Source organism: Mycobacterium sp. Aquia_213 (assembly GCF_026625985.1).
Classification (GTDB): Bacteria; Actinomycetota; Actinomycetes; order Mycobacteriales; family Mycobacteriaceae; genus Mycobacterium.
Map to the genome: position 1 here is coordinate 5,730,889 of NZ_CP113116.1, position 21,251 is coordinate 5,752,139.

The 21,251-nt window shown below is 65.4% G+C and carries 15 protein-coding genes and 1 riboswitch; of the genes, 4 read left to right on the forward strand and 11 right to left on the reverse strand.

Annotation, left to right across the window (positions count from 1 at the left end; all coding sequences use genetic code 11):
- Positions 1-61 precede the first annotated feature (61 nt).
- Both LMQ14_RS26830 and car read left to right on the forward strand, forming a co-directional pair.
- Complete coding sequence (locus LMQ14_RS26830; protein WP_267735696.1) at positions 62-817, forward strand: L,D-transpeptidase; 756 nt, start codon at positions 62-64, stop codon at positions 815-817.
- 156 nt (positions 818-973) lie between these two features.
- On the forward strand, positions 974-4,555 hold the full coding sequence (car, locus tag LMQ14_RS26835; protein ID WP_267732622.1) for a carboxylic acid reductase: 3,582 nt from the start codon (positions 974-976) through the stop codon (positions 4,553-4,555).
- 9 nt (positions 4,556-4,564) lie between these two features.
- Here car and LMQ14_RS26840 read toward each other — a convergent pair whose 3' ends face one another.
- Positions 4,565-5,146, reverse strand: coding sequence for a hypothetical protein (locus LMQ14_RS26840; RefSeq protein ID WP_267732623.1), 582 nt, complete (start codon positions 5,144-5,146; stop codon positions 4,565-4,567).
- 151 nt (positions 5,147-5,297) lie between these two features.
- On the opposite strand from LMQ14_RS26840, the gene LMQ14_RS26845 reads away from it, so the two are divergent.
- Entirely contained in the window at positions 5,298-6,242 is a 945-nt protein-coding gene (locus LMQ14_RS26845; RefSeq protein ID WP_267732624.1) for an NADP-dependent oxidoreductase, read from the forward strand.
- Between the two features lie 3 nt (positions 6,243-6,245).
- Here the strand turns inward: LMQ14_RS26845 and LMQ14_RS26850 are convergent, their stop codons facing one another.
- Both LMQ14_RS26850 and LMQ14_RS26855 read right to left on the reverse strand, forming a co-directional pair.
- Positions 6,246-7,889: an NRAMP family divalent metal transporter gene (locus LMQ14_RS26850; RefSeq protein WP_267732625.1), complete on the reverse strand. Its 1,644-nt coding sequence runs from the start codon at positions 7,887-7,889 to the stop codon at positions 6,246-6,248.
- A 113-nt stretch (positions 7,890-8,002) separates the two neighbouring features.
- Positions 8,003-8,218 (reverse strand): hypothetical protein, encoded by a 216-nt coding sequence (locus tag LMQ14_RS26855; protein ID WP_267732626.1) that lies wholly within the window; start codon positions 8,216-8,218, stop codon positions 8,003-8,005.
- A 277-nt stretch (positions 8,219-8,495) separates the two neighbouring features.
- Positions 8,496-8,669: riboswitch (M-box (ykoK) riboswitch) on the reverse strand.
- A gap of 136 nt (positions 8,670-8,805) precedes the next feature.
- On the opposite strand from LMQ14_RS26855, the gene LMQ14_RS26860 reads away from it, so the two are divergent.
- Entirely contained in the window at positions 8,806-9,465 is a 660-nt protein-coding gene (locus tag LMQ14_RS26860) for a class I SAM-dependent methyltransferase (protein ID WP_267732627.1), read from the forward strand.
- A gap of 4 nt (positions 9,466-9,469) precedes the next feature.
- Here the strand turns inward: LMQ14_RS26860 and LMQ14_RS26865 are convergent, their stop codons facing one another.
- The 8 genes from LMQ14_RS26865 to LMQ14_RS26900 form a co-directional block, all read right to left on the reverse strand.
- Positions 9,470-11,449 carry an acyltransferase family protein gene (locus tag LMQ14_RS26865; protein WP_267735697.1) on the reverse strand — a complete coding sequence of 660 codons (1,980 nt, stop codon included), beginning with the start codon at positions 11,447-11,449 and terminating at the stop codon, positions 9,470-9,472.
- Between the two features lie 253 nt (positions 11,450-11,702).
- Positions 11,703-13,133 (reverse strand): aldehyde dehydrogenase family protein, encoded by a 1,431-nt coding sequence (locus LMQ14_RS26870; protein WP_267732628.1) that lies wholly within the window; start codon positions 13,131-13,133, stop codon positions 11,703-11,705.
- A 32-nt stretch (positions 13,134-13,165) separates the two neighbouring features.
- On the reverse strand, positions 13,166-14,878 hold the full coding sequence (locus LMQ14_RS26875) for a thiamine pyrophosphate-binding protein (RefSeq protein WP_267732629.1): 1,713 nt from the start codon (positions 14,876-14,878) through the stop codon (positions 13,166-13,168).
- Between the two features lie 72 nt (positions 14,879-14,950).
- Positions 14,951-16,084: a CaiB/BaiF CoA transferase family protein gene (locus LMQ14_RS26880; protein WP_267735698.1), complete on the reverse strand. Its 1,134-nt coding sequence runs from the start codon at positions 16,082-16,084 to the stop codon at positions 14,951-14,953.
- A 13-nt stretch (positions 16,085-16,097) separates the two neighbouring features.
- Complete coding sequence (locus LMQ14_RS26885; protein ID WP_267732630.1) at positions 16,098-17,033, reverse strand: SDR family NAD(P)-dependent oxidoreductase; 936 nt, start codon at positions 17,031-17,033, stop codon at positions 16,098-16,100.
- Positions 17,030-18,883 (reverse strand): flavin-containing monooxygenase, encoded by a 1,854-nt coding sequence (locus LMQ14_RS26890; RefSeq protein ID WP_267732631.1) that lies wholly within the window; start codon positions 18,881-18,883, stop codon positions 17,030-17,032. Before LMQ14_RS26890 ends, LMQ14_RS26885 begins: the two co-directional genes overlap by 4 nt.
- A gap of 5 nt (positions 18,884-18,888) precedes the next feature.
- On the reverse strand, positions 18,889-20,274 hold the full coding sequence (locus LMQ14_RS26895) for an aromatic ring-hydroxylating oxygenase subunit alpha (protein ID WP_267732632.1): 1,386 nt from the start codon (positions 20,272-20,274) through the stop codon (positions 18,889-18,891).
- Complete coding sequence (locus LMQ14_RS26900; protein WP_267732633.1) at positions 20,274-21,128, reverse strand: SDR family NAD(P)-dependent oxidoreductase; 855 nt, start codon at positions 21,126-21,128, stop codon at positions 20,274-20,276. The genes LMQ14_RS26895 and LMQ14_RS26900 overlap by 1 nt, the downstream gene beginning before the upstream one ends.
- Between the last annotated feature and the right edge of the window lie 123 nt (positions 21,129-21,251).

Below are 21,251 nucleotides of genomic sequence, written 5' to 3' on the forward strand. Positions count from 1 at the left end.
ATGGTCAGACTGCCAGTAGAATATCGTCGTGTTGATCGCACCGTATCGGAGGGTTGACGCCATGCGTCGTGGGGTTCGTTATCTATTTGTTATGGTCGCGATCACGGGCTTGGGCGTGATGGGCTCCGGCTCCCAGGCGGTCGCCTCCGTGCCGGTACCCGAACCAACCCCTGTGGTGGCCTCGATTTTGCCGGCCAATGGCGCCGTGGTGGGAGTTGCGCACCCGGTCGTCGTGAAATTCACCGCACCGGTGACCGACCGCGCCGCCGTCGAACGGTCCATCCACGTCGCTTCGCCCAGTAGCATCACCGGACACTTCGAGTGGCCCGAGAACAATGTCGTGCAATGGGTTCCGAACCAGTACTGGCCCGCCCACAGCCACGTTTCGGTGGGCGTGCAAGAGCTGACGACGGGCTTCGACACCGGCGACGCATTCCTGGGTGTTGCCAGCATCTCCGGCCACACCTTCACCGTGAGTCGGGACGGGGAAATTCTGCGCACGATGCCCGCCTCGATGGGTAAGCCCGCCCGCCCGACACCGGTCGGCAACTTCACCGCCCTCGAGAAGCAACGCAGCGTGGTGATGGACTCGCGGACCATCGGCATTCCGCTCAGTGCCCCGGATGGTTACAAGATCACCGCTCAGTATGCGGTTCGCGTCACCTGGAGCGGCGTGTACGTGCACTCGGCACCCTGGTCCGTCGACTCGCAGGGCCACGCCAACGTCAGCCACGGCTGCATCAACCTGAGCCCGGACAACGCCGCGTGGTACTTCAACAACGTCAACGTCGGCGACCCCATCCAGGTCGTCGCGTAGCAGTCCCGGTTACGCCGGCAAATCTCTGACGCGGCCGTGATGCCGCGCCGGCCGTGACACCCGGCACGGGTGTGGGGACGGTCACACTCACCCGGTGGAAGAGTCGTAGCGGGCGGGTCGTTGGCGCTAGGGAGCGGTCCGAACGAGAGGGTGGACATGACTACTGATGCGAAGCGCGAGAAAGACACCGTCACGGATCCGCAGGCCTCGGCACGAGAACGAGCCGCCGAGCGCATTCGCCAGGTGGAGGCCACCGACGAGCAATACCGGAACGCCAAGCCCGATCTCGCGCTCGAGGCAGCGGCTCGACAGCCCGGCCTTCGGCTGCCGCAGATCCTGGAGATGTTCGTCGAGGGCTACGGCGACCGCCCCGCACTGGGGTGGCGCGCCCGTGAGTTGACGACCGATCCCGCTACCGGCCGCACCGGCTCCCGGCTGCTGCACCGATTCGACACCATCAGCTACCGCGATCTGTGGGCGAACGTCCGCGCCGTCGCCACAGCATGGCGACGCGACGAGGCCAACCCGGTGACGCCGGGTGACGTGGTCGCCACCCTCGGTTTCGCCAGCCCCGAATACCTGACGCTGGATCTGGTGACCGGTTACCTCGGCCTGGTGGCGGTACCGCTACAACACAACGCCACGGCCTCTCGGTTGCAGCCCATCGTTGCCGAAATCGAACCCCAGGTGCTCGCCACCGGAGCCGGATATCTCGACCTCGCCGTCGAGGCGGCGCTGGGCAGCACGTCGTTGCGGCGCCTGGTGGTCTTCGACTACCAACCGGAGATTGACGACCAGCGGGAGAACTTGGAGCGCGCGCAGGCGAAGCTGGCCGACGCCGGATTGGCGGTGACCATCGAGACCTTCGGCGAATTGGTCGAGCGTGGCCGGGCATTGCCGCCGGAACCGATGTACACCGGCGAAACCGACGAGCGCCTGGCCCTGATCATGTACACCTCGGGGAGCACCGGGCTGCCCAAGGGCGCGATGTACACCGAGCGCATGGTGTTGAAGCTGTGGACCAACGAGCTCTACCCGGCGTTCGCCGACGTGCCGGTGATCAACGTCAACTTCATGCCGCTCAACCACGTCGGCGGACGGATACCGCTCGCCTCGTCGTTCCAGGCCGGCGGCACCAGTTACTTTGTGCCGGAGAGTGACCTGTCGACGTTGTTCGACGACTGGAATCTGGTGCGCCCCACCGAAATGGGCATGGTCCCGCGGGTGGTCGAGATGTTGTACCAGCGCTTCCAAAGCGCGGTGGAGCGGCTGATCGGGCAGGGCGCCGAACCCGAGGACGCCGACACGCAGGCGAAAGCCGAACTGCGCGAACAGCTTCTGGGTGGACGAGTGATCACCAGCTTCTCCACCACCGCGCCGCTGGCCGCCGAGATGAAGGACTTCATCGAGTCGTGCTTGGACGTGCACGTACTGGACGGCTACGGCCTGACCGAGGTCGGGATGGTGTTCAAGGACGGTGTGGTGACCCGGCCGCCGATTCTCGACTACAAACTGATCGACGTGCCCGAGCTGGGTTACTTCCACACCGACAAACCCCACCCGCGCGGCGAGCTGCTGGTGAAGTCGCTGACCGCATTCAGCGGATATTTCAAGCGACCCGATGTGACGGCGAACGCGTTCGACCCGGACGGGTACTACCGCACCGGTGACGTGATGGCCGAGATTGGACCGGATCGCCTTGTCTACGTCGACCGGCGTAACAACGTATTGAAGTTGGCGCAAGGCGAATTCGTCGCGGTGGCACAGCTGGAGGCAGTCTTCAGCGGCGCCGCCCTGGTGCGGCAGGCCTTCGTCTACGGCAACAGCGAACGACCCTACCTGCTGGCCGTCGTGGTCCCGACGCTCGAAGCCGAAGACCGATTCGCCGGTGATCCCGACGGCCTGAAGGCCGCGCTGAGCGAATCTCTGCGCCGCACAGCCAAACTCGCGGAGCTGCAGTCCTACGAAGTGCCCGCGGACTTTCTGGTCGAGACCGAGCCGTTCAGCGAGGACAACGGCCTGCTGTCGGGGGTCGGCAAGCTGCTGCGGCCAAAGCTCAAGGAACACTACGGTGAGCGGCTCGAAGACCTCTACGCCGAACTCGCCGCCACCCGGACAGCCGAGCTGCGCGCGCTGCGCGAAGGTGCCGCCGACCGGCCGGTGCTAGACACCCTGACGCGCGCCGCCGAGGCGTTACTGGGCTTGGCCGGCGGCCCGCCGCAACCGGATGCCCAGTTCCTCGAGTTGGGCGGCGACTCGCTGTCCGCGCTGACCTTCTCCAACCTGCTGCAGGACATCTTCGATGTGGAGGTGCCCGTCGGCCAGATCATCAACCCGGCATCCGATCTGCGCCAACTCGCGGAATATGTGGAATCCGAGCGTGAATCCGGCTCCAAGCGGCCCACGTTCTCGACCGTGCACGGCCGCGGCGTCACCGAGGTCCGCGCATCCGAGCTCACCCTGGACAAGTTCATCGACGCCGCAACCCTGGCCGAAGCCCCGAAGCTGCCCCACGCCACCGGAACACCGCACACGGTGCTTCTCACCGGCGCCAACGGCTACCTCGGCCGCTTCCTGACCCTGGAATGGCTTGAGCGGCTTGCCGAACGAGGCGGAAAGCTCATCACCATCATCCGCGGCACGGACACCGTAGCTGCCACCAAGCGGCTGGAGACGGTTTACGACAGTGGGGATCCGCAGTTGTTGGAGCGGTTCCGGAGGCTGGCCGCCGACCACCTCGAGGTCATCGTCGGCGACATCGGAGAGCCGAATCTTGGCCTGAATCAGGCGACTTGGGACCGTCTTGCACACGACGTGGACATGATCGTGCACCCGGCGGCACTGGTCAACCACGTGCTGCCCTACGACCAGTTGTTCGGCCCCAACGTGGTGGGCACCGCCGAATTGATTCGCCTGGCGATCACGGCCCGAATCACGCCGATCACCTACCTCTCGACCGTATCGGTGGCCATGTCGGTCGAGCCCGCCAAGTTCCTCGAAGATGGCGACATCCGCTCCGTCAGCGCGGTGCGGCCCATCGACGACAGCTACGCCAACGGGTACGGCAACAGCAAGTGGGGCGGTGAGGTTCTGCTTCGCGAGGCACATGATCTGTGCGGCCTGCCGGTCGCGGTCTTCCGATCCGACCTGATCCTTGCGCACAGCCAGTACGCCGGACAGTTGAACGTGCCAGATATGTTCACCCGGTTGATATTTAGTCTGCTGGTGACCGGCATCGCGCCGTTCTCCTTCTACCAGCCCGACGCGCAGGGAAACCGGCCCGTCGCGCACTTCGACGGCCTGCCCGCCGACTTCGTGGCGGAAGCCGTCACCACACTCGGTGAACAGACGGCAACGGCCACCGAGGATTCCGGCAATTATCGGTCCTTCGACGTGATGAACCCGCACGACGACGGCATCTCGCTGGATGTATTCGTCGACTGGCTGGTCGCCGCCGGTTACGACATCCGGCGTATCGACGACTACGACGAATGGCTGCACCGATTCGAGACCGCTATTCGGGCCCTGCCCGACAAGCAGCGTCAGCTGTCGGTGCTGCCATTGCTGGACGCTTACCGCAAGCCCGATCAACCGCTGCGCGGCGCACCGGCGCCGACGGACGTGTTCCGGGCGGCCGTGCAGGCGGCCAAAATTGGTGCGGACAAAGATATTCCGCACTTGTCGGCGCAGCTGATCGAGAAGTACGTCGCCGATCTGCGGCTGCTCGGGCTGGTCTAGCCCGAAAGGCTAACTGTGCAAACCGTTCTTGACGGCGGCGGCCTGCTTGCGGCCCACGTCGACGGCGGTCGCCGGATCGATCGGGTCATTCGGCGCGCTGTCGAATTCGAGAGCGATGAGCGCCCTGCCCTCGGTGAACAACAACACCGCGATGGACTGCGAATTGTCCGACGACGTGCCCGAGATCATCGTGCCGTTCGAGCCGATATCGACGGGCTGCCAGGTGCCGGTGACCTTCTTCGCGTAGTTCGCTTTGGTGTTCACCAGAGCGGCCGCGGCCGTCGACAGATCGGGGAGGACCAAGACGGTGTCCCCGATTCGCCGGCTGTTGTCGGCGCTGACGAACAGTTGCGAGACACCGGTCGTGTTGTTGGAATTCAGCACCGGCGGTTGCGGCGCGGTGTAGTCGCCGCCCACATCGCCGGGCTGGATCAGCAACGCGCTGTAATCCGGGGGAGGTCCGGTCGGGGTGCTTACCGCCGAAGTCGCGGCGCTGTTGGACGGCGGGGCCGAAGTCTTGCCGCTGTTGCCGCAGCCGGTGATCGCGATGCCGACCGCAATGGTGGCGACCGCCCAGCGGGTGACAGTCATTCGAGCACGTCCCATGGGCATCCTTTCCAGCGAGAACAGGGCCAGCGCATATGAACATACGCGCACGCGACGATCGACAGGCGCCGGTTCGCGCCTATCCTGGCCAATGGCCGGGGCACATGGTTTCGATTCACGCATTGAGGAGATCGAGATGACGGCTGCAGTGGCACGCGCGGTACGGTTCGACCGGTACGGGGGCCGTGACGTCTTGTACGTGGGCGGTATCGACATGCCGGCACCCGGCGAGGGTGAGGTTGTGGTCGAGGTTCGTGCCGCGGGAATCAACCCCGGTGAGGCCGCGATCCGGTCGGGGGCGATGCACGACATGTTCCCCGCCACATTTCCCTCCGGGGAAGGCAGCGACCTCGCCGGTGTCGTGACGGCCACCGGCCCCGGGGTTACCGAGTTCGCGGTCGGCGACGAGGTGCTGGGGTTCAGCTTCCGGCGATCGAGTCATGCTACCCACACCGCCGTCCCGGTAGACCAGTTGATTCACAAGCCTCCCCAATTGAGTTGGGAAGCAGCCGGTTCGCTCTATGTCGTCGGCGCGACCGCTTACGCGGCCGTCCGCTCGGTCGCACCTCAGCCGGGCGAGACCATCGCCGTCTCGGCGGCAGCGGGCGGTGTCGGCAGTCTCGTCGTCCAGCTGTTGGTCCTGCGCAAGGCGCGGGTGCTCGGCATCGCCGGCGAGGGCAACGCCGAATGGCTGCGGGCACACGGCGTCACCCCGGTCAGCTACGGCGAGGGGTTGGCCGAGCGCCTGCGCGAGGCGGCGCCCAACGGAATCGATGCGTTCATCGACCTGTTCGGCCCGGACTACGTCCAGCTCGCCGTGGACCTCGGCGTGGCACCGCAGCGCATCGACACGATCATCGCCTTCCAGAAGGCCGGCGAGGTCGGCGCCAAGACCGAGGGCAGCGTCGAAGCGTCCACCCCCGAAGTGCTGACCGAGATCGCCGACCTCATCGTCAGCGGTGCCATCGATTTCGACATCGCAGCGACCTTTCCACTGGATCGGGTTGCCGACGCCTTCGAAGAACTCGAACGCCGGCACACGCACGGCAAGATCGTTCTGCTGCCCAACGGTTCGCGCTAACCGTCAGCCGACGCCGACCTCGACGATCTTGATGACCACAAAGACGACGGCCAGCACCAAATAGCCGCGCAGGATCAACAGCCCTGTCCGGCGGATCGGCGAAAGAGCTGGGCGGGTAAGAGAACTCAGGTTTGGAGTCTGCCAGTCCTTCTGCTCCTGACGGCGCAGCGCACGACATTCGGCATGTCCGACTGGCGAGCCGAGTTTAGCCACGCGAGTGTCGCTGAACCCCTGGTCGCCGATGATCGCCACGGCACCGCAGATTACGCCGAGCGCCGCACCCGCCGCGAGCCCGACCTCGAGGCTGGCGGTCGACACGTCGGGGAAGAACGTGGTCGCCGTCAAAGCCAGCGACAGCAGCACCAGTGACCACACGATGGCCCACGCAACGATGTTCTGCCGCAACGTGTTTACCCACGGCCCCAGGACCGCCCGGTCATTGCAGAGCAAAACCAGGAACACGGTCGCCGAGGGCAACAGGATGCCGGCCAGCGCCTGCACGCCCTGGGTGACCAGACCGAGGATGTGATCGGGGCTGAACGCCACCGCAGCCGACGCCGCGAGCAGCAGCGCGTAGCCGCCGTAGAACCATGGCGCCTCGCTGATTTTCCAGTGCAGGGAGTGCCGCTTGCCCATCGCGTCACCGATGGCATAGGTGGTGGCCAGCCCAATTGCGTTGGCCCCGATCAGCGAACCGTCCAGCAGGATGATCGCGAACAGCACCCCCACCGGGTGGGGCAGGCCGTTGGCCACCGCACCGGCATCGGTGAAGCTGCCGGCGGTTCCGGTGAGGCCGAACGCAGTGACTGCCATCAGCACCGTCGCCCCGACGATGACCACGACGATGCCGATGATCAAATCGGCTCGCGCGTAAGGAATCCAGCGCGCGGTGATGCGCTTGTCCACCACGTTGGACTGTTGGAAGAACAACTGCCATGGCGCGACTGTGGTCCCCACGATCGCGATGATCAACAGCAGGACTTCTGCGTTCAGCCCGCCCGGGAACTGTGGAACCAGGCCGCCGACAATCGCTTTCGGACTCGGATGCACCATCAGCACCATCGGGATCATCACGACGTTCACCGCGATCAGCAGGAACATCAGCCCTTCCCAGCGCCGAAACGAGCCCCCGGCCACCACAGCGAACAGCAGTACGGCCGCCGCGGGGATCGCAACTACCTTCGGGCAGCCCAGGAATCCCAACGCCAATGCGACGCCGATGAATTCGGTGACGATCGTCAGGGCGTTCAGGACGAGCAGATCGCCGACGCTGAAGGCGCCCCAGAACTTCCCGAAGCGCTCGAAAATCAGGCGCGCGTGACCGACTCGGGTGACCGCACCCAAGCGCAGCACCATCTCCTGGTTCACATACAGCACCGGAATCAGCAAAGCCAGCGTCCACAACAGCTTCATCCCGTAGTTCTGACCGGCTTGCGCGTACGTCGCGACGCCGCCGGCGTCGTTGTCGCCCACCATGACGATCAATCCGGGACCGGTGATGACCATCAGGGTGCGCAGCCGCCGCCACCAACCGCGCAACGCGCCGTCGTCGTCTCGGCCGATCCGGCCGAACGCTCCGACGATGTCGCCGGTGTGCGCGGAATCCAGCACGGGCCAGTCACGCGACCGGGTGGAAATCAACGTCATGGGATTCTCGCTCTCTTTAGAAGAGTTCGGGCTAACAAGGTCGGATGTTCAACGCGCCCCAGCGGCGGGCCGTCAACCCCCCGCCCGCCGCTGGGGACCGCTGGCGGAACGAATCACCGGTGGTTGCCCACCCTGTCCGGTGACTCTCCGCCCGGCGCGGGCGAGAGCACGGCGATCGGCGTCAGCGACACATACAGGTTCGCCCGCTCTTCGGGCGTCGGGATGTGCATGGCGCACAGCCTGTTTGTCAGCAGCCGACCAGCACGCAGCATCGACCGTCCGCGCAACTTTCCAAGACCGCGAATGCGCTGCACAGCAATAAAAGTCATGATCTTCCCCCTGTCGGAAGTCCGACCGGTTCATCAGCGCGCCAAATGCACCCGGGCATTCGCCGGTACCCGCTGACCGTGAATACGGTTGCGGGACAGCACAAATTGAGCTGCGTCAGCAGAAGGAAATGCCGGAACCGGATCGGATCAAGATGGATTTCGGATAGGAACTATCGCCGGGACTCATCTCGCCCTCACCTCCTCACGGCCATGACACACGAGGGTGTCGTCACATCACACGCGAGAGGGGTACGAATGCCCGGGCATCAGCCCGCCGGCCGCACCCCTCTCGTCGGAGCTTCGGCACTGCACGGCGTATCTGGACCATGTCCAGAAGCCACTTGGGCTCAACCCTTGTGTCCGGGAAGAGCTGTCCTGACCCGGGGCGTCTCTCGACGTTCGGGGTCAGTGGCCTGTGTCCGTGCAGACGCCTCACCTACCGAGGTGCTTGCCTGTCCATGCTGGCACTGCCACCCGCTGCTCGTCAAACTCCTTTGCAATGTCTTTACGCCGGCGTGGCCCGCGTCACATTTGCCGATCGCCGGTCATCGTCCTTGTGAATACCGCCGAGGCCTACCCTCAAGGGCATGGCCACAACCTTGCAAGATCCTCGAGTCGAGACCGTGCTCGACCGGATGTACACCGAGACGAAGAACCAGATGTCGCTGCTGCGTGAGCGGCATGGGCAGTTCGACAAGCCGATGACCACCGCGGAGCGCACCGAGGCGATGAGCGAGTTCTACATCCCGGTGACGCCGGAGGCCGGTCGGCTGCTGTACGCGCTGGTGCGGGCGACCCGCCCGACGACGGTTGTCGAGTTCGGAATGTCGTTCGGTATCTCGGCCATTCATCTTGCGGCGGCGGTACGCGACAACGGCGTCGGGCGCGTGGTGACCACGGAGCTCAGCGCGAGCAAGATCGCCGCCGCGAAGAAGACGTTCGCCGAGACCGGTTTGGACGACGTGATCACGATTCTCGAAGGCGATGCGCTGACCACGCTGGAGAGCGAGGACGGGCCGGTCGAGTTCGTCTTGCTGGACGGCTGGAAGGACCTCTACCTTCCCGTCATCAAGCTGCTCGAACCCCGGCTTGCCACAGGCGCTTTGGTGGTCGCCGACAACGCCAGCGCGCCCGACATGGCGCCCTATCTCGATCGCGTGCGCGATACCGCCAACGGCTACACCAGCTTCAATTTCCTGGTCCGGGAAAGCGACAGCATGGAAGTCAGCTGCCGCACCGACGACTAGGCGCCTACCGCAGCGACTCTTCGAGCCAGGGCGTCAGCCATTTGACCCCTTCCGGGGTGAGGTGGACGCCATCGCTGCGTACCTTGATGCCATCGACCTTCGCGGTATAAACCCCGTCGGGGCAAAGCTTTTTGTTCAGATCCAGGAGCTGAACATTTGGGTGCTGGGCAACTGTCTTGCGCAGCATGGCATTCCATTGGTTGACCCGGTCCGGCTGGTCTTCCGGATATAAACGGCCATCCGGCTTTTCGCCGCCCCGGCTGTACGGCACGGTGGCGACCATCACTCGAACTCCGCTGGCGCTCACGATGTTCAGTGCTCGCTCCAGCTCGGCGTTGAGATACGCGTCGAACGTCGGATCTCCGATGTGGGTCCACTGCCCTTCGTTGACCCGGTCCACCGTCTCCCAGCGGCCGATGACCAGCAGCGCGACATCCGGCTGGTCCTGACTGATCTGCGTTGCCCATCTGCCCGGCCAGGTGTCGCATTCGGCTCGCTGATCCAGGGTTTGGCCGATGTACCGGTACGGCGTGCCGCGAACCAGGCTGCACCCGATGACCGTGTGGTCGAGGAACGCGAATCCGGGCGTCGGCGGCAGAAAGTGCATCCAGGTCCACCCGATCGAATCACCGAAAACTGAAACGGTGAACGGCCGGTTAGGGTTTCGCGGCCCGACCGGGCGACTACCGCCCGGCTGCGCCGCGGACACCGCGGCGACCGAGGAAACGTCCGGCGGCAGGCCGGGCTCGCGTAAACCGGGTCCGACCGGAATCAGCAGCAATGTGATCGCGGCGGCGCTGGCCACGGTGGCGGCGGCCAGCGGTAGCAACGCCACCCGGGCCGGCCGCCAGCGGCGGACGGGTTGTTCGATCAGCCAATACGACGCGCCGGCCACAGCCAGCGTGAGTCCGCACCGGGCGGCGAACAGCGGCAATCCCGCCCATCCGGTGCGTTCGCCGTTGAGCGCCAGAAAGATTGGCCAGTGCCATAGATAGACGCCGTAGGAGATGGTGCCCAGCCACACCAGTGGGGGCGCGGCCAAAATGCGGGCGATCAACCCGCGCTGCTCCAGTGCCACCGGGGCGACGATGAAGACGGCCGCGATCGCTACCCCGATCAGCAACCCGTGCCGAAAATCGCCGACGTTGCCGGTCGCGTAGTGAGCCGCCGCCGCCAGCCCTGCCACGCCGACAATCGGCAGCACGCGGGCGACGCGGCGCCCCCAGCGACTCCGGATCATGCACCAACCGCGGTTCAGCGACGGCCAATCCCGAACCAGCAGAGCCGCTGCCGCGGAGCCGACCAGCAAGGCCTGCGCGCGGGTATCGGTGCCGAAGTAGATGCGGTCACGCGTGGTGTCGGAGACGAAGACGATGGCGGCCGCCGCGGATGCCAGCGCCCCCAGCGTGGCGATCACGAAAATGGCGAACCGCACCCCGCCGACGGTGGCCCGCATGAAGTAGCGCTTGGCCCGTGCGGCCAGCAGCAGGGTGACCACGATCAGCAAGACCGGCCAGACGAAGTAGTACTGCTCCTCGACGCCGAGCGACCAGGCGTGCTGCAGCGGCGACGGCGGCGCGCCCTGGGTGAAGTAGTCGGTCTTCTGCGCGACGAAACGCCAGTTCGCCACCCATAGGAACGCCGCGATCGCGTCGTCGCGTAACCCGGTAAGGGCCTGGGCGGGAAGGAGTTCGCGGGCCGCGCCGACGGCGAGCACCATCAACACCAGCGCGGGTAGCAGCCGGCGGGCACGGCGGATCCAGAACCCGGTCAGGTCGATGCGTCCGGTTCGACCGAGCTCGTCGAGCAACAGCGAGGTGATCAGGAATCCGCTGAGCACGAAGAAGACGTCGACGCCGAGGAACCCACCGGTCATGCCGGGGATGCCGCCGTGGTCGGCGAGCACCAGGGCCACCGCTATCGCGCGCAGTCCGTCGAGTGCGGGAATGCCGGTGCGCCGCTCGGGTTTGTCCCAAATCGCCAGCCGGCCGACACGACGTACGGGGGCTACCCAACGATTCTGCCGAGCAGAAGACGCCGGCGCGGGGTACGTCCCGTCCGGCTCAGTGCTCGCTTTGAGAGCGCCCTGACCACTCTGTTGTCCGGCGCGGTAGTTGCTGCCGATACGTCGTCGCCCCTCCTCTTGATCTCAGCAAGCTTAGAGGCGACGCCGTCGGATGCGGTGGAGACACGCGCCGGTTTTCCGCTGTCGTACGTACGGATTTCGACTTAAATTGTTAGCCCTTGTCAGGGGCGTAGCCCAGGGTGCTTTTGACTTCCAGATACTCGTGGAAGCCGAACTCGCTCCATTCGCGACCGTTGCCGCTGCGCTTGTAGCCGCCGAATGGCGCGTTCATGTCGAATGCGTGATTGATCGTCACCCAACCGGCGCGAATCTTGCGTGCCACCTCGCGTGCCTTGTCGAGGTCGGCTCCCGAGACGAACCCGGCCAGGCCGTATTCGGTGTCGTTGGCGATCTCGACGGCGTGGTCGAGGTCGTCGTAGCCGAGGATGCACAGCACCGGCCCGAAGATCTCCTCGCGCGCGATCGTCATGTCATTGGTGACATGCGCGAAGACCGTCGGCTTGACGTAGTAGCCCTTGTCCAGCCCCGCCGGCCTGCCCGGACCTCCGGTAACCACGGTCGCGCCCTCGTCGACGCCCTTCTGGATCAGTCGCTGGACCTTGTCGAATTGTGTCTTCGACGCCACCGGCCCGATCGCTCTCTTATTGGCGGGATCGCCCACCGCGACCTGCTCGGCAGCCGCGCGCGCGATGGTAATGGCCTCCGCCATCCGGGAATTCGGCACCAGCATGCGCGTCGGCGCGTTACAGCTCTGCCCCGAGTTCGGCATCATGTTGGCCACGCCTGCGCTGACGCCCTCCGCAAAGCCACCGTCGTCAAGCACGATGTTGGGGCTCTTGCCGCCGAGCTCTTGGGTCACTCGCTTCACGGTCGGGGCGGCAAGCTTGGCCACCTCGATGCCGGCGCGGGTGGAGCCGGTGAACGACACCATGTCGATGTCGGGGTGGCTGGCCAATGCGACGCCCACGCCCGCGCCGTCGCCGTTGACCAGGTTGAACACCCCGGCCGGCACGCCGGCGGCAGCCAGGATCTCGGCGAAGATGTAGGGCGAATACGGGGCCACCTCAGAGGGTTTCAGGACAACGGTGCAGCCGGTGGCCAACGCCGGGTAGACCTTGACCGCGACCTGGTTGATCGGCCAGTTCCACGGAGTGATCAAACCGCAGACACCGATCGGCTCCTTGGCGATCAGCGTTGCCCCTTTGTGTTCCTCGAACGCAAAGTTCTTCAGGGCGTCGATGGCCGTGTTCAGGTGTCCGATCCCGAGAAAGACCTGCGGCCCGGCGGCCAAGGAGGGTGGTGCCCCCATCTCCTCGGTGACGGCCTCGGCGAGATCGCTGGCACGCTTCTGGTATTCGGCGAGGATGGCCTGCAACAGGTCCAGACGCTGTTCGCGGGTGCTCTGCGACCAGCCCGTGAAGGCTCGCCGTGCGGCTTTGACCGCCGCGTCGACATCGTCCGCCGACCCCAGCGAGATCGTCCCGGACACCTGCTCGGTTGCCGGGTTCTCCACGTCGAAAGCATTGGGCCGCACCGGGTCGACCCACTGTCCGTCTATGTAGAACTTCAGGTATTCGCGCATCGGATCGAACCCTTTCTTGCTGAGTGTGGGCCTTACTGTGTGCCTTCGGCGTACCAGGTCCGGAAGCGGTCGTACTTCGGCATCTCCTCGGAGTTGGCCTTCGGGTCAATGCACACGTGCACGACACCGACTTTGCCACTGGCGTAGGCGCGAGCGATAGCCGGGCCGATCTCCTCTTCCTTCTCGACGTACTCACCGTGGCAACCGAAGCCCTCGGCGACCTTGTCCATCCGGACGTCTTTGCTCCAGTGCACGCCGGGCTGCGGCGACGGTTGCTCGAAAGTGCGCTTGTACACGCCTACTTCCAAGCCCCACTGGTGGTCGACGCCCACCACGCACACCAGCGGCAGGTTCTGCCGCGCTGCGGTTTCCAACTCGGCGATGTGGAACAGGAAGGCCGAGTCACTGGTCAGCAGCATGACCGGGCGTTTGCCGCCCTCGGCGACCGAGGCGCCGACGGCGTACGGCAGACCCGTGCCCAGGTGACCGAAGTTCTGGTTCCAGATCACGTCGCGCGGCTTGGACTGCGAGTAGGTCCACTGGAAGATCACGGTCGCGCCGCCGTCGCGCACCATGATGCCGTCCTCGAGTTCGTTGAAGGCCTTGGTGGCCTCGACGACGTAGCGCGCCGGGTGGATCGGCGAGCGTCCCGACGGTGCCGATTCCGCCACGTCCGCAAGCTCTTTCGCATCCTTTTCGATCAGGACCTGCAACGCGGGTGCGGGTTTGCGCGGAGCATCCTTGAGCGCGTCGACCAGTTGCGGCACGACACCGCGCAGATCGCCGACCAGCGCCACGTCGACCGGGCGGTTGACGCCGATGGCGGTCGGGTCCTGCTCGACGTACACCCATTTGCGGTTCGCATTGTTGCCGGCCCAATGCTGGGTCCGGCCGTAATGCATCGGCTCACCGAGTTCGGTGCCCAGCGCGACGCACAGGTCGGATTCCTCGACTGCCTCGTTCGCGGCCGGGGAGAACAGGTAGGGGAACGTCCGCTCCTGCAGTCCCGGGATGAACGAGGTGCCGCCGGAGGTCTGGATCACCGGGCAGGCCATCAGCTCGGCCAGCTCCTTGACCGCCGCACCCGTGCGCGACGTGTGCACGCCGTGACCGACCAGCAGGATCGGGCTCTTGGCGTCCCGGATCAGCTTGACCGCCTCGGCCACCTCGCGCTCGCCCGCGCCCTGGTTGACGAGCCGATACCGGCTGGGCGGCAGCGCATCCGGCACGTCGAGCTCCTCGAGGATGACGTGCGAGGGAAACTCGACATACGACGGGCCCGGAGTGCCCGACATCGCGCGGCGGATCGCTTCGTGGATGATCTCGTCGGTCTGGTCGGCGTACTCGATCGAGCTGCTGTACTTCACCGACGCGGCGAAAAGGGGCTCCTGCTGCACGAATTGGATGCGGCCGCGCCGCACCCGGCGCTCGGTGACGCGGGCCCGCTGCCCACCGAGGAAGATCACCGGTGAGTTCTCGACGAGCGCGCACTGGATCGCGCCGGCGATGTTGGCCATACCCGGGCCGAGCGTTCCGATGCAGAGGCCGGGCTTACCGGTCATCCGCGACGCCGCCTCGGCCATGAATCCCGCGCTCAGTTCGTGATGCGGTGCGACCACCGACCACCCGCGGGCGTCGGCCTCGGCGAACATGTGCACGAAGTTCGGGTCCGGGATACCGAACAGCGTGTTCACGCCCTCGGCCTCGAACAGGTCGAGAATGCGCTTGTAGACGGGCACGGGCATGGTTGAAAACTCCTTAGCGATAGATATCTGTAAGCGACGTACACGTCGCAATGTATTGGGGCGCAAAATGTTTCATGATTGGACCTTCAGGTCCAGCGTGGCGAGTACCTCTGCGGTGTGGGCGCCGAGCTCGGGCGCCGGACCCGCAACGCGGCCCGGTGTCTGCGAGAACCAGGTGGGTACGCCCGGGAAGCGCACCGGTCCGTGCGGGGTGTCCACTGTCTCGAACATGCCGACGGCGGCCAGATGCGGATCGTCGAACAGTGCACCGGGCGTGTTCAATGGCGCGGCCGGTATCTCGAGGCGGCGCAACAGCGCCAACCACTCCGCGGTGGAACGCTCTTTCATCGTCTCGGCGACCAGCCCGTAGATGGTGTCGATCTCGCGCGCACGTTGTTCCAATGTCGAATACAGCTCGCTGGCCCACGGTGGCTGCACGGCTTCCATGAAGGCGTTCCAGTGTTTGTCGTTGTAAATCAACGCCGCGATGTAGCCGTCGCTGGTGCGGTAGGGGCGGCGGTTGGGCGCCACGGTGCGCGGATACACCGCCGGCCCCAGCGGAGGGTCGAACATCGCTCCGTTCGCGTGTTCGACGAGCATGAACGAGGCCATGGTTTCGAACATGGCGACCTCGACTTCTTGCGCCTCCCCGGTGCGTTCGCGGTGAAACAGCGCCATCATCGTCGCGTACAGCGCCGTCAGGCCGGCAATCTTGTCGGCCATGATGGTGCCGACGTAATCGGCCTCACCGGTCAATTGCTGCTGCACCGCCGGCAGGCCGCATTCCGCCTGGATCGTGTCGTCGTAGGCGGGGCGGTCGTGGTCGGGTCCACGTCGCCCGTACCCATAACAATTGGTGTAGACGATCGCGGGATTGATCGCGGCGACGTCGTCATAGCCGAAGCCGAGCTTGGCGATTGCTTTGGCGCGCATCGAGTGGATGAATACGTCGGCGGTCTCGACGAGAGCGCGTAACGCACGCGTTCCGGCGTCGGTTCGCAGGTCCAGCACAACGCTGCGTTTGCCCCGGTTCACGTTGACGAATACCCCACTCATGCCGGGCGCCGGCCCCACGGAGATATACCGGGTGTTGTCCCCTTGGGGTGGTTCGACTTTGATCACGTCGGCGCCCATGTCGGCCATAATCTGCGTGCAGTACGGTCCCATCACCATTGCGGTGAGATCGACGACGCGCACACCGGTCATCGGGCCCGTCGGGCTAGCCATGAAGCGCTCCTTGATCGTTTGAGCGGTGAGCCAGCTCGAAGCTGTAACGGATGTGCTGGTTATGCCCGTCCGGGACGACCGGAAAGATAAGTGGCGCTTCGACGTATCGGATCGCATCCAGATGGCTGCCGACGTCCTCGATCGTCCACGACGGCCGGCACACGCCTGGGGTCTCCGCGACGACTGCGCGGGCCACCCTACCCGCCAGCGCGATGAACATTTCACCCGTCACCGAGCACGACTCGTGGGCAAGCCAACCCACCACGGGCGCAACGAGTTCCGCGCCCATCGGCGGATAGGCCGAGGTGTCGATACCTTCGGCCATGCGCGTCACCGCGGCCGGCACGATCACGTTGCACAGCACGCCCTCGGCGGCGCCTTCGACCGCGGCGACGTTGGACAGCCCGATCACGCCGGCCTTGGCGGCGGCATAGTTGGCCACGTCGTGGTTTCCGTACAGGCCACCAATCGATGACGTCAGCACGATGCGGCCGTAGCCCGCCGCGCACATGCGCGGAAACGCCGGCCGCACCACGTTGAACGCGCCGCGCAAATGCACGTCGAGCACGGCGTCGAAGTCCTCGTAGCTCATCTCCTTCAGCGAGCCACGCCGGACGTTGCCCGCGTTGTGCACCAGGATGTCGATGCCGCCGAAATGCTCCAGCGCGGTCGCGACGATCGCCTGGCCGCCCTCGCGGGTCGCAACCGACGCGGTACACGCGACGGCTTCGCCGCCGGCCGCGACGATCTCGGCCACCACGTCCTCGGCGGTTGTGGCATCAATGCCGTCACCGGTGAGGCTGCCGCCGGGATCGTTGACGACGACCTTCGCGCCGCGTCCCGCGAGCAGCTGCGCGTAGGCACGGCCCAGCCCCCGCCCGGCTCCTGTGACGACGGCGACCCGGCCGTCGAACCGCAACTCGCTCACGAAAGCTCAAGGCCTTCCAGGTCACCCCTGGCGCGCCACTCGGCGATCAGGTCACCGAAGGCGTAGAAGCCCGGCGAGTAGAAATCACCGAGGAACGCACCATTGTCTTTGGCGCCACCCTGACCCTCATTGTTGTAATAGCCAGGGGTACAGGACATCTCGAAGGCCGAGTTGTCGATCGCCAGTTCGGCGACCGTTTTGACCCAGCCGTCCTGGCCCTCCTGACTGGGTTCGACGGTGGTCGCGCCGCGTTTCTGCGCCTCGGCGATGATGTAGGCGATGTGCTCGGCCTGTTGCTCGAACATCGCGGTGGTGTTGGCCGAAACGCCGCCCTGGATGAAGCCGGTGAAGAACTGGTTGGGGAATCCGCGGGTGGTCATGCCGTGCAGCGTCTGGTACCTGTCGTGCCAGTAGTCGAACAGCGACAGCCCGTCTCGGCCCTCGATGACGTCGACCGCGAAGCGCCGACTGATCTCCGTGGAGATCTCGAATCCGCTGGCGAATACAACGCAATCGACCTCGTACTCGACGCCGTTGGCGACGATGCCCTTTTTCGTCAGGCGTTCCACTCCCTTGGATTCCGACACGTCCACCAACGTCACGGCAGGCAGGTTGAACGCCGGCAGGTACGTCTCGCTCGAACATGGCCGCTTGCACATGAAGCGGTAGTACGGCTTGAGCGCCTCGGCGGTGTCGGGGTCGTCGACCAGGGCGGCCACGCGGCGGCGCAGCCGATCCATGATCTTGTAGTCCTCTTCCTCCCGGATCGCCATGATCTCCTCGATCCCCAGCGAGGCGGGATCCGGGCTGGCGGCAATCCGGGCGGTCATGTTGCGGCCCAATTCGGTCCAGAAGTCGCACACCAGATCTGGTTCGCCGAAGACCACCCCCACAAACGGTGACCAGTTGTGGAAGTTGCGCTTGCGCTCCTCCTGCCAACCGGGCTGCAGAGCCGCCGCCCAGGCCGGGTCGGTGGGCGTGTTGGCGCGCATGTCCACCGACGACGGGGTGCGTTGGAACACGAAGAGCTGCTTGGCATCCCGGCCGAGATGCGGCACCAGCTGGACGCCGGTAGCCCCGGTGCCGACGAGTGCGACCCGCTTGTCGGCCAGCCTATGCAGGCCGCCGTTGGCATCGCCGCCGGTGTAGTCGTAGTCCCAGCGTGCGGAATGGAACGCGTGGCCGCCGCTGTCCAGGTACTCCTTGATACCGGGGATACCGGGCAGCTTCGGCTTGTTGTACGAGCCCTGCGCCATCACCACGAACCGTGCGCGGATGTCGTCGCCGCGGTTGGTGACCAGTCGCCAGCGCTTGCTCTTCTCGTCCCAGCGCATGGTCTCGACCTGCGTTGAGAAGATCGCGCCGTCGTAGAGGTCGAAGTGTTTGCCCATGGCCTGGCAGTGCGCGAAGATCTCGGCGCCGTCGGCGAACTTCTTGCTCGGCAGGAAGTCGAGCTCCTCGAGCATCGGGATGTAGCAGTAGGCGTCGTTGTCGCATTGGATGCCCGGGAAGCGGTTCCAGTACCACACTCCGCCGAAGTCCCCGGCCATGTCGATGACCCGAACATCCTGCACGCCGGCCTTTTTCAGGTAGGCGCCCGACAACAACCCGGCGAACCCGCCGCCGAGGACGGCCACCTCGATGTCCTCGTCGATCGGGGCTCGGTCGGCCACCGGGGTGTACGGGTCCACCTCGTAGAGATCGGCCAGGTCACCGTCGAGTTCGAGGTACTGCGCGCCGCCCTCCTTGCGCAGGCGCTTCTCGCGCTCCTGGGCGTACTTGGCCCGCATCGCGTCGATGTCGACGTCCTGCGCCACGTCGGTGGGCCCGCAGGTCTCGGACGTTGTCATCTATCTCAAAGCTCCTGCGGTTCGCCGGTACCCATGTACTTCGACAGTTGGTAGTGGAGGTTGACGGTGCTGCGTTCGCGGTACGGGTTGGGCTTGGTGCCCGGGAAGCCGGCCGATTTCATGCCCTGCTGGACGGCGGCCATGTTGGAGAAATCCTGCGGCAATACCGAGCGCCATCGCGGGTCGCCGACCGGGGTGTACTCCCATTCCGTCTGGGGCTCTTGCCCTTTCGGGTACAGCTCGAACACTGATACCTCGAAGATGCACTTGTCGGGGTTGTAACTGGGGTGCGGCCGTGCGCCGTAGCACAGCGCGCTGGTCAGGCCCTGCCCGATCTGGAAGTTTGGGAAGATCTGCCACGCGGTCCCGGCCTGCCCCAGGATGTCGGCCGGGATCGTCGGCCAGAGCACGCCGCGGGCCTCGTCGTCGCGGCGCGCCGATGCCAGCCAGTGCTCGAGAACCTTGTCCGCCGGTGTCCCCTCGGGCAACTCGTCAACCAGCCGCTTGGCGGCGTTCACCAGCGTTTGCGTGGTGGTGGCGTTGGTTTCCTCCATCGTGTACACCTGCATCTCCGCGGTCGACACGCGCGGATCCGCACCAATGCCGAGGCGGATCTTGGACTTGGTGGTCTCCATGTCTTTTGGCGCGTCGTAGCCGATGTGGCTGTGCTTGCCTTGCGTTTTCGCCCATCCCTTGAATTCGCCGAACTTGTTGAACTCGGGATGCGTGGTGAAGACGTGGTAGGTCTCGTTGAAGGCCTCCAGGGCAACTTTCCAGTTGCAATCGAAGGACAGCCACTTGCGCCATTTGTAGCGCATGTTCTCCAGGCCGAACGGGTCGAGAATCTTCGCGGCGGGAAACAGGTAATCGGCCAGCGGCTCGCAGTCGGGGTCCATGTTGATCCACACCCAACCGCCCCAGGTATCGACCCGGACCGGGTGCAGGTGGGTGTTGTCCGGCGTGAGCGCTTCGTGCCAGTCCTGTTGTTCGCGAATATGAGTGCACGCGCCGTCGAGACCGTAGGTCCAGCCATGGAATCCGCAGACGAAAGATTTGCGGGCGCGGCCAACGGCGTTCTTGGCGCCTTCGGGCGTATCTATCAACCGGCGGCCTCGGTGCATGCAGACGTTGTGGTGCGCCTGAAACCCGCCGGATTCATCGGAGCCGGTGCGCACCACGATGATCGAGTCGTCGAGAATGTCGTAGGTCAGGTAACTACCCACCTCCGGCAACTCCTCGACGCGACCGACCTGCTGCCAGACCTTGCGCCACAACTTGTCGCGCTCGGCGCGGGCATAGTCCTCGGAGATATATGCCTCGACGCCGATGGTCATCGGTTTCGAGAGTTCCTCGGCCGCTTCGGAATTCACGCCTTTGGCCAGGTCGGTCATCACATCCTCCTAATCGCCGCACGGAAGGATTCGTCATGCAGGAAAAGCGACGTGTTGTCGGCGTCGAGATGGCTCCACTTGAGGTCCAGCCCACCGTCGACAAGCAGCGTCTGGCCGGTGATATAACTCGACATCTCGGAGAGCAGAAACAGGATCGCGCCGGCCTGCTCCTCGGGGCGCCCGCGCCGGCCCATCGCGATTGCCTGCCGGTCCCGCTCGGGGTCCTCGTCGACATAGGTGCGCGAGGCCGCCGTCTCGGTAACGCCGGGCGCCACCGCGTTCACCCGAATTCCCGCCAGCGCCAACTCGAGGGCCATCGTGCGGGTCATTGCCGTGATCGCGGCCTTGGCTGTCCCGTAGGCGATGTGAAACGGCGCGGTGTTCATGCCGCTGATTGATGAGATCGACACGATCGATCCCCGCTGTTGCTGCGCGACGAGTTCACTCGCGACGGCCTGGCTCATGAAGAATGCCGTTTCGAGATTGTCGGCAAAGATCTTGCGCCAGTCGCCGCGCGTCACCCGGGTCGACGGCATCCACGTCGCCGGCTGGGCGCCGCCGGCGACATTGACCAACCCGTACAGGCTGCCCTCGGCGCGGCGCGCGTGGTCGATCACCGCAGCGATGCCCTCGTCGGTCGACGCGTCGGCCGCGACGGGGATTACGGCCAGCCCCTGACTCGCCAGCGGAGCGATGTGCTCCTCCAGATTTTCCTTCGACCGGCTGACCGCGATCACCGTCGCTCCGGCCCGGGCGGTCATGGCCGTGACGGTCGTGCCGATGCCGCCCCCGCCAGCACCGGAAACCACCACGATGCGACCGTCGAGCCCTAGAAGGTCCGCGTGATCGTCCATGACCTGCTTTCGCCCGCCGCGCCCGCCGTCCGGCATCCGCAACGGGATCTATCACTTGTTTTGTCCGGACAAAATACGGCATTCTGTCCTTTGGAGAATACTATTCCGATCCGCTGACTTACC

Coding starts and splice junctions, on each gene's coding strand:
- LMQ14_RS26900 (WP_267732633.1), bottom strand. CDS start 21,128: ATGGACGATCACGCGGACCTTCTAGGGCTCGACGGTCGCATCGTGGTG.
- LMQ14_RS26890 (WP_267732631.1), bottom strand. CDS start 18,883: ATGACAACGTCCGAGACCTGCGGGCCCACCGACGTGGCGCAGGACGTC.
- LMQ14_RS26855 (WP_267732626.1), bottom strand. CDS start 8,218: ATGACTTTTATTGCTGTGCAGCGCATTCGCGGTCTTGGAAAGTTGCGC.
- LMQ14_RS26830 (WP_267735696.1), top strand. CDS start 62: ATGCGTCGTGGGGTTCGTTATCTATTTGTTATGGTCGCGATCACGGGC.
- LMQ14_RS26870 (WP_267732628.1), bottom strand. CDS start 13,133: ATGCGCGAATACCTGAAGTTCTACATAGACGGACAGTGGGTCGACCCG.
- LMQ14_RS26895 (WP_267732632.1), bottom strand. CDS start 20,274: ATGACCGACCTGGCCAAAGGCGTGAATTCCGAAGCGGCCGAGGAACTC.
- LMQ14_RS26850 (WP_267732625.1), bottom strand. CDS start 7,889: ATGACGTTGATTTCCACCCGGTCGCGTGACTGGCCCGTGCTGGATTCC.
- LMQ14_RS26880 (WP_267735698.1), bottom strand. CDS start 16,084: ATGACCGGTGTGCGCGTCGTCGATCTCACCGCAATGGTGATGGGACCG.
- LMQ14_RS26840 (WP_267732623.1), bottom strand. CDS start 5,146: ATGACTGTCACCCGCTGGGCGGTCGCCACCATTGCGGTCGGCATCGCG.
- LMQ14_RS26860 (WP_267732627.1), top strand. CDS start 8,806: ATGGCCACAACCTTGCAAGATCCTCGAGTCGAGACCGTGCTCGACCGG.
- LMQ14_RS26845 (WP_267732624.1), top strand. CDS start 5,298: ATGACGGCTGCAGTGGCACGCGCGGTACGGTTCGACCGGTACGGGGGC.
- car (WP_267732622.1), top strand. CDS start 974: ATGACTACTGATGCGAAGCGCGAGAAAGACACCGTCACGGATCCGCAG.
- LMQ14_RS26875 (WP_267732629.1), bottom strand. CDS start 14,878: ATGCCCGTGCCCGTCTACAAGCGCATTCTCGACCTGTTCGAGGCCGAG.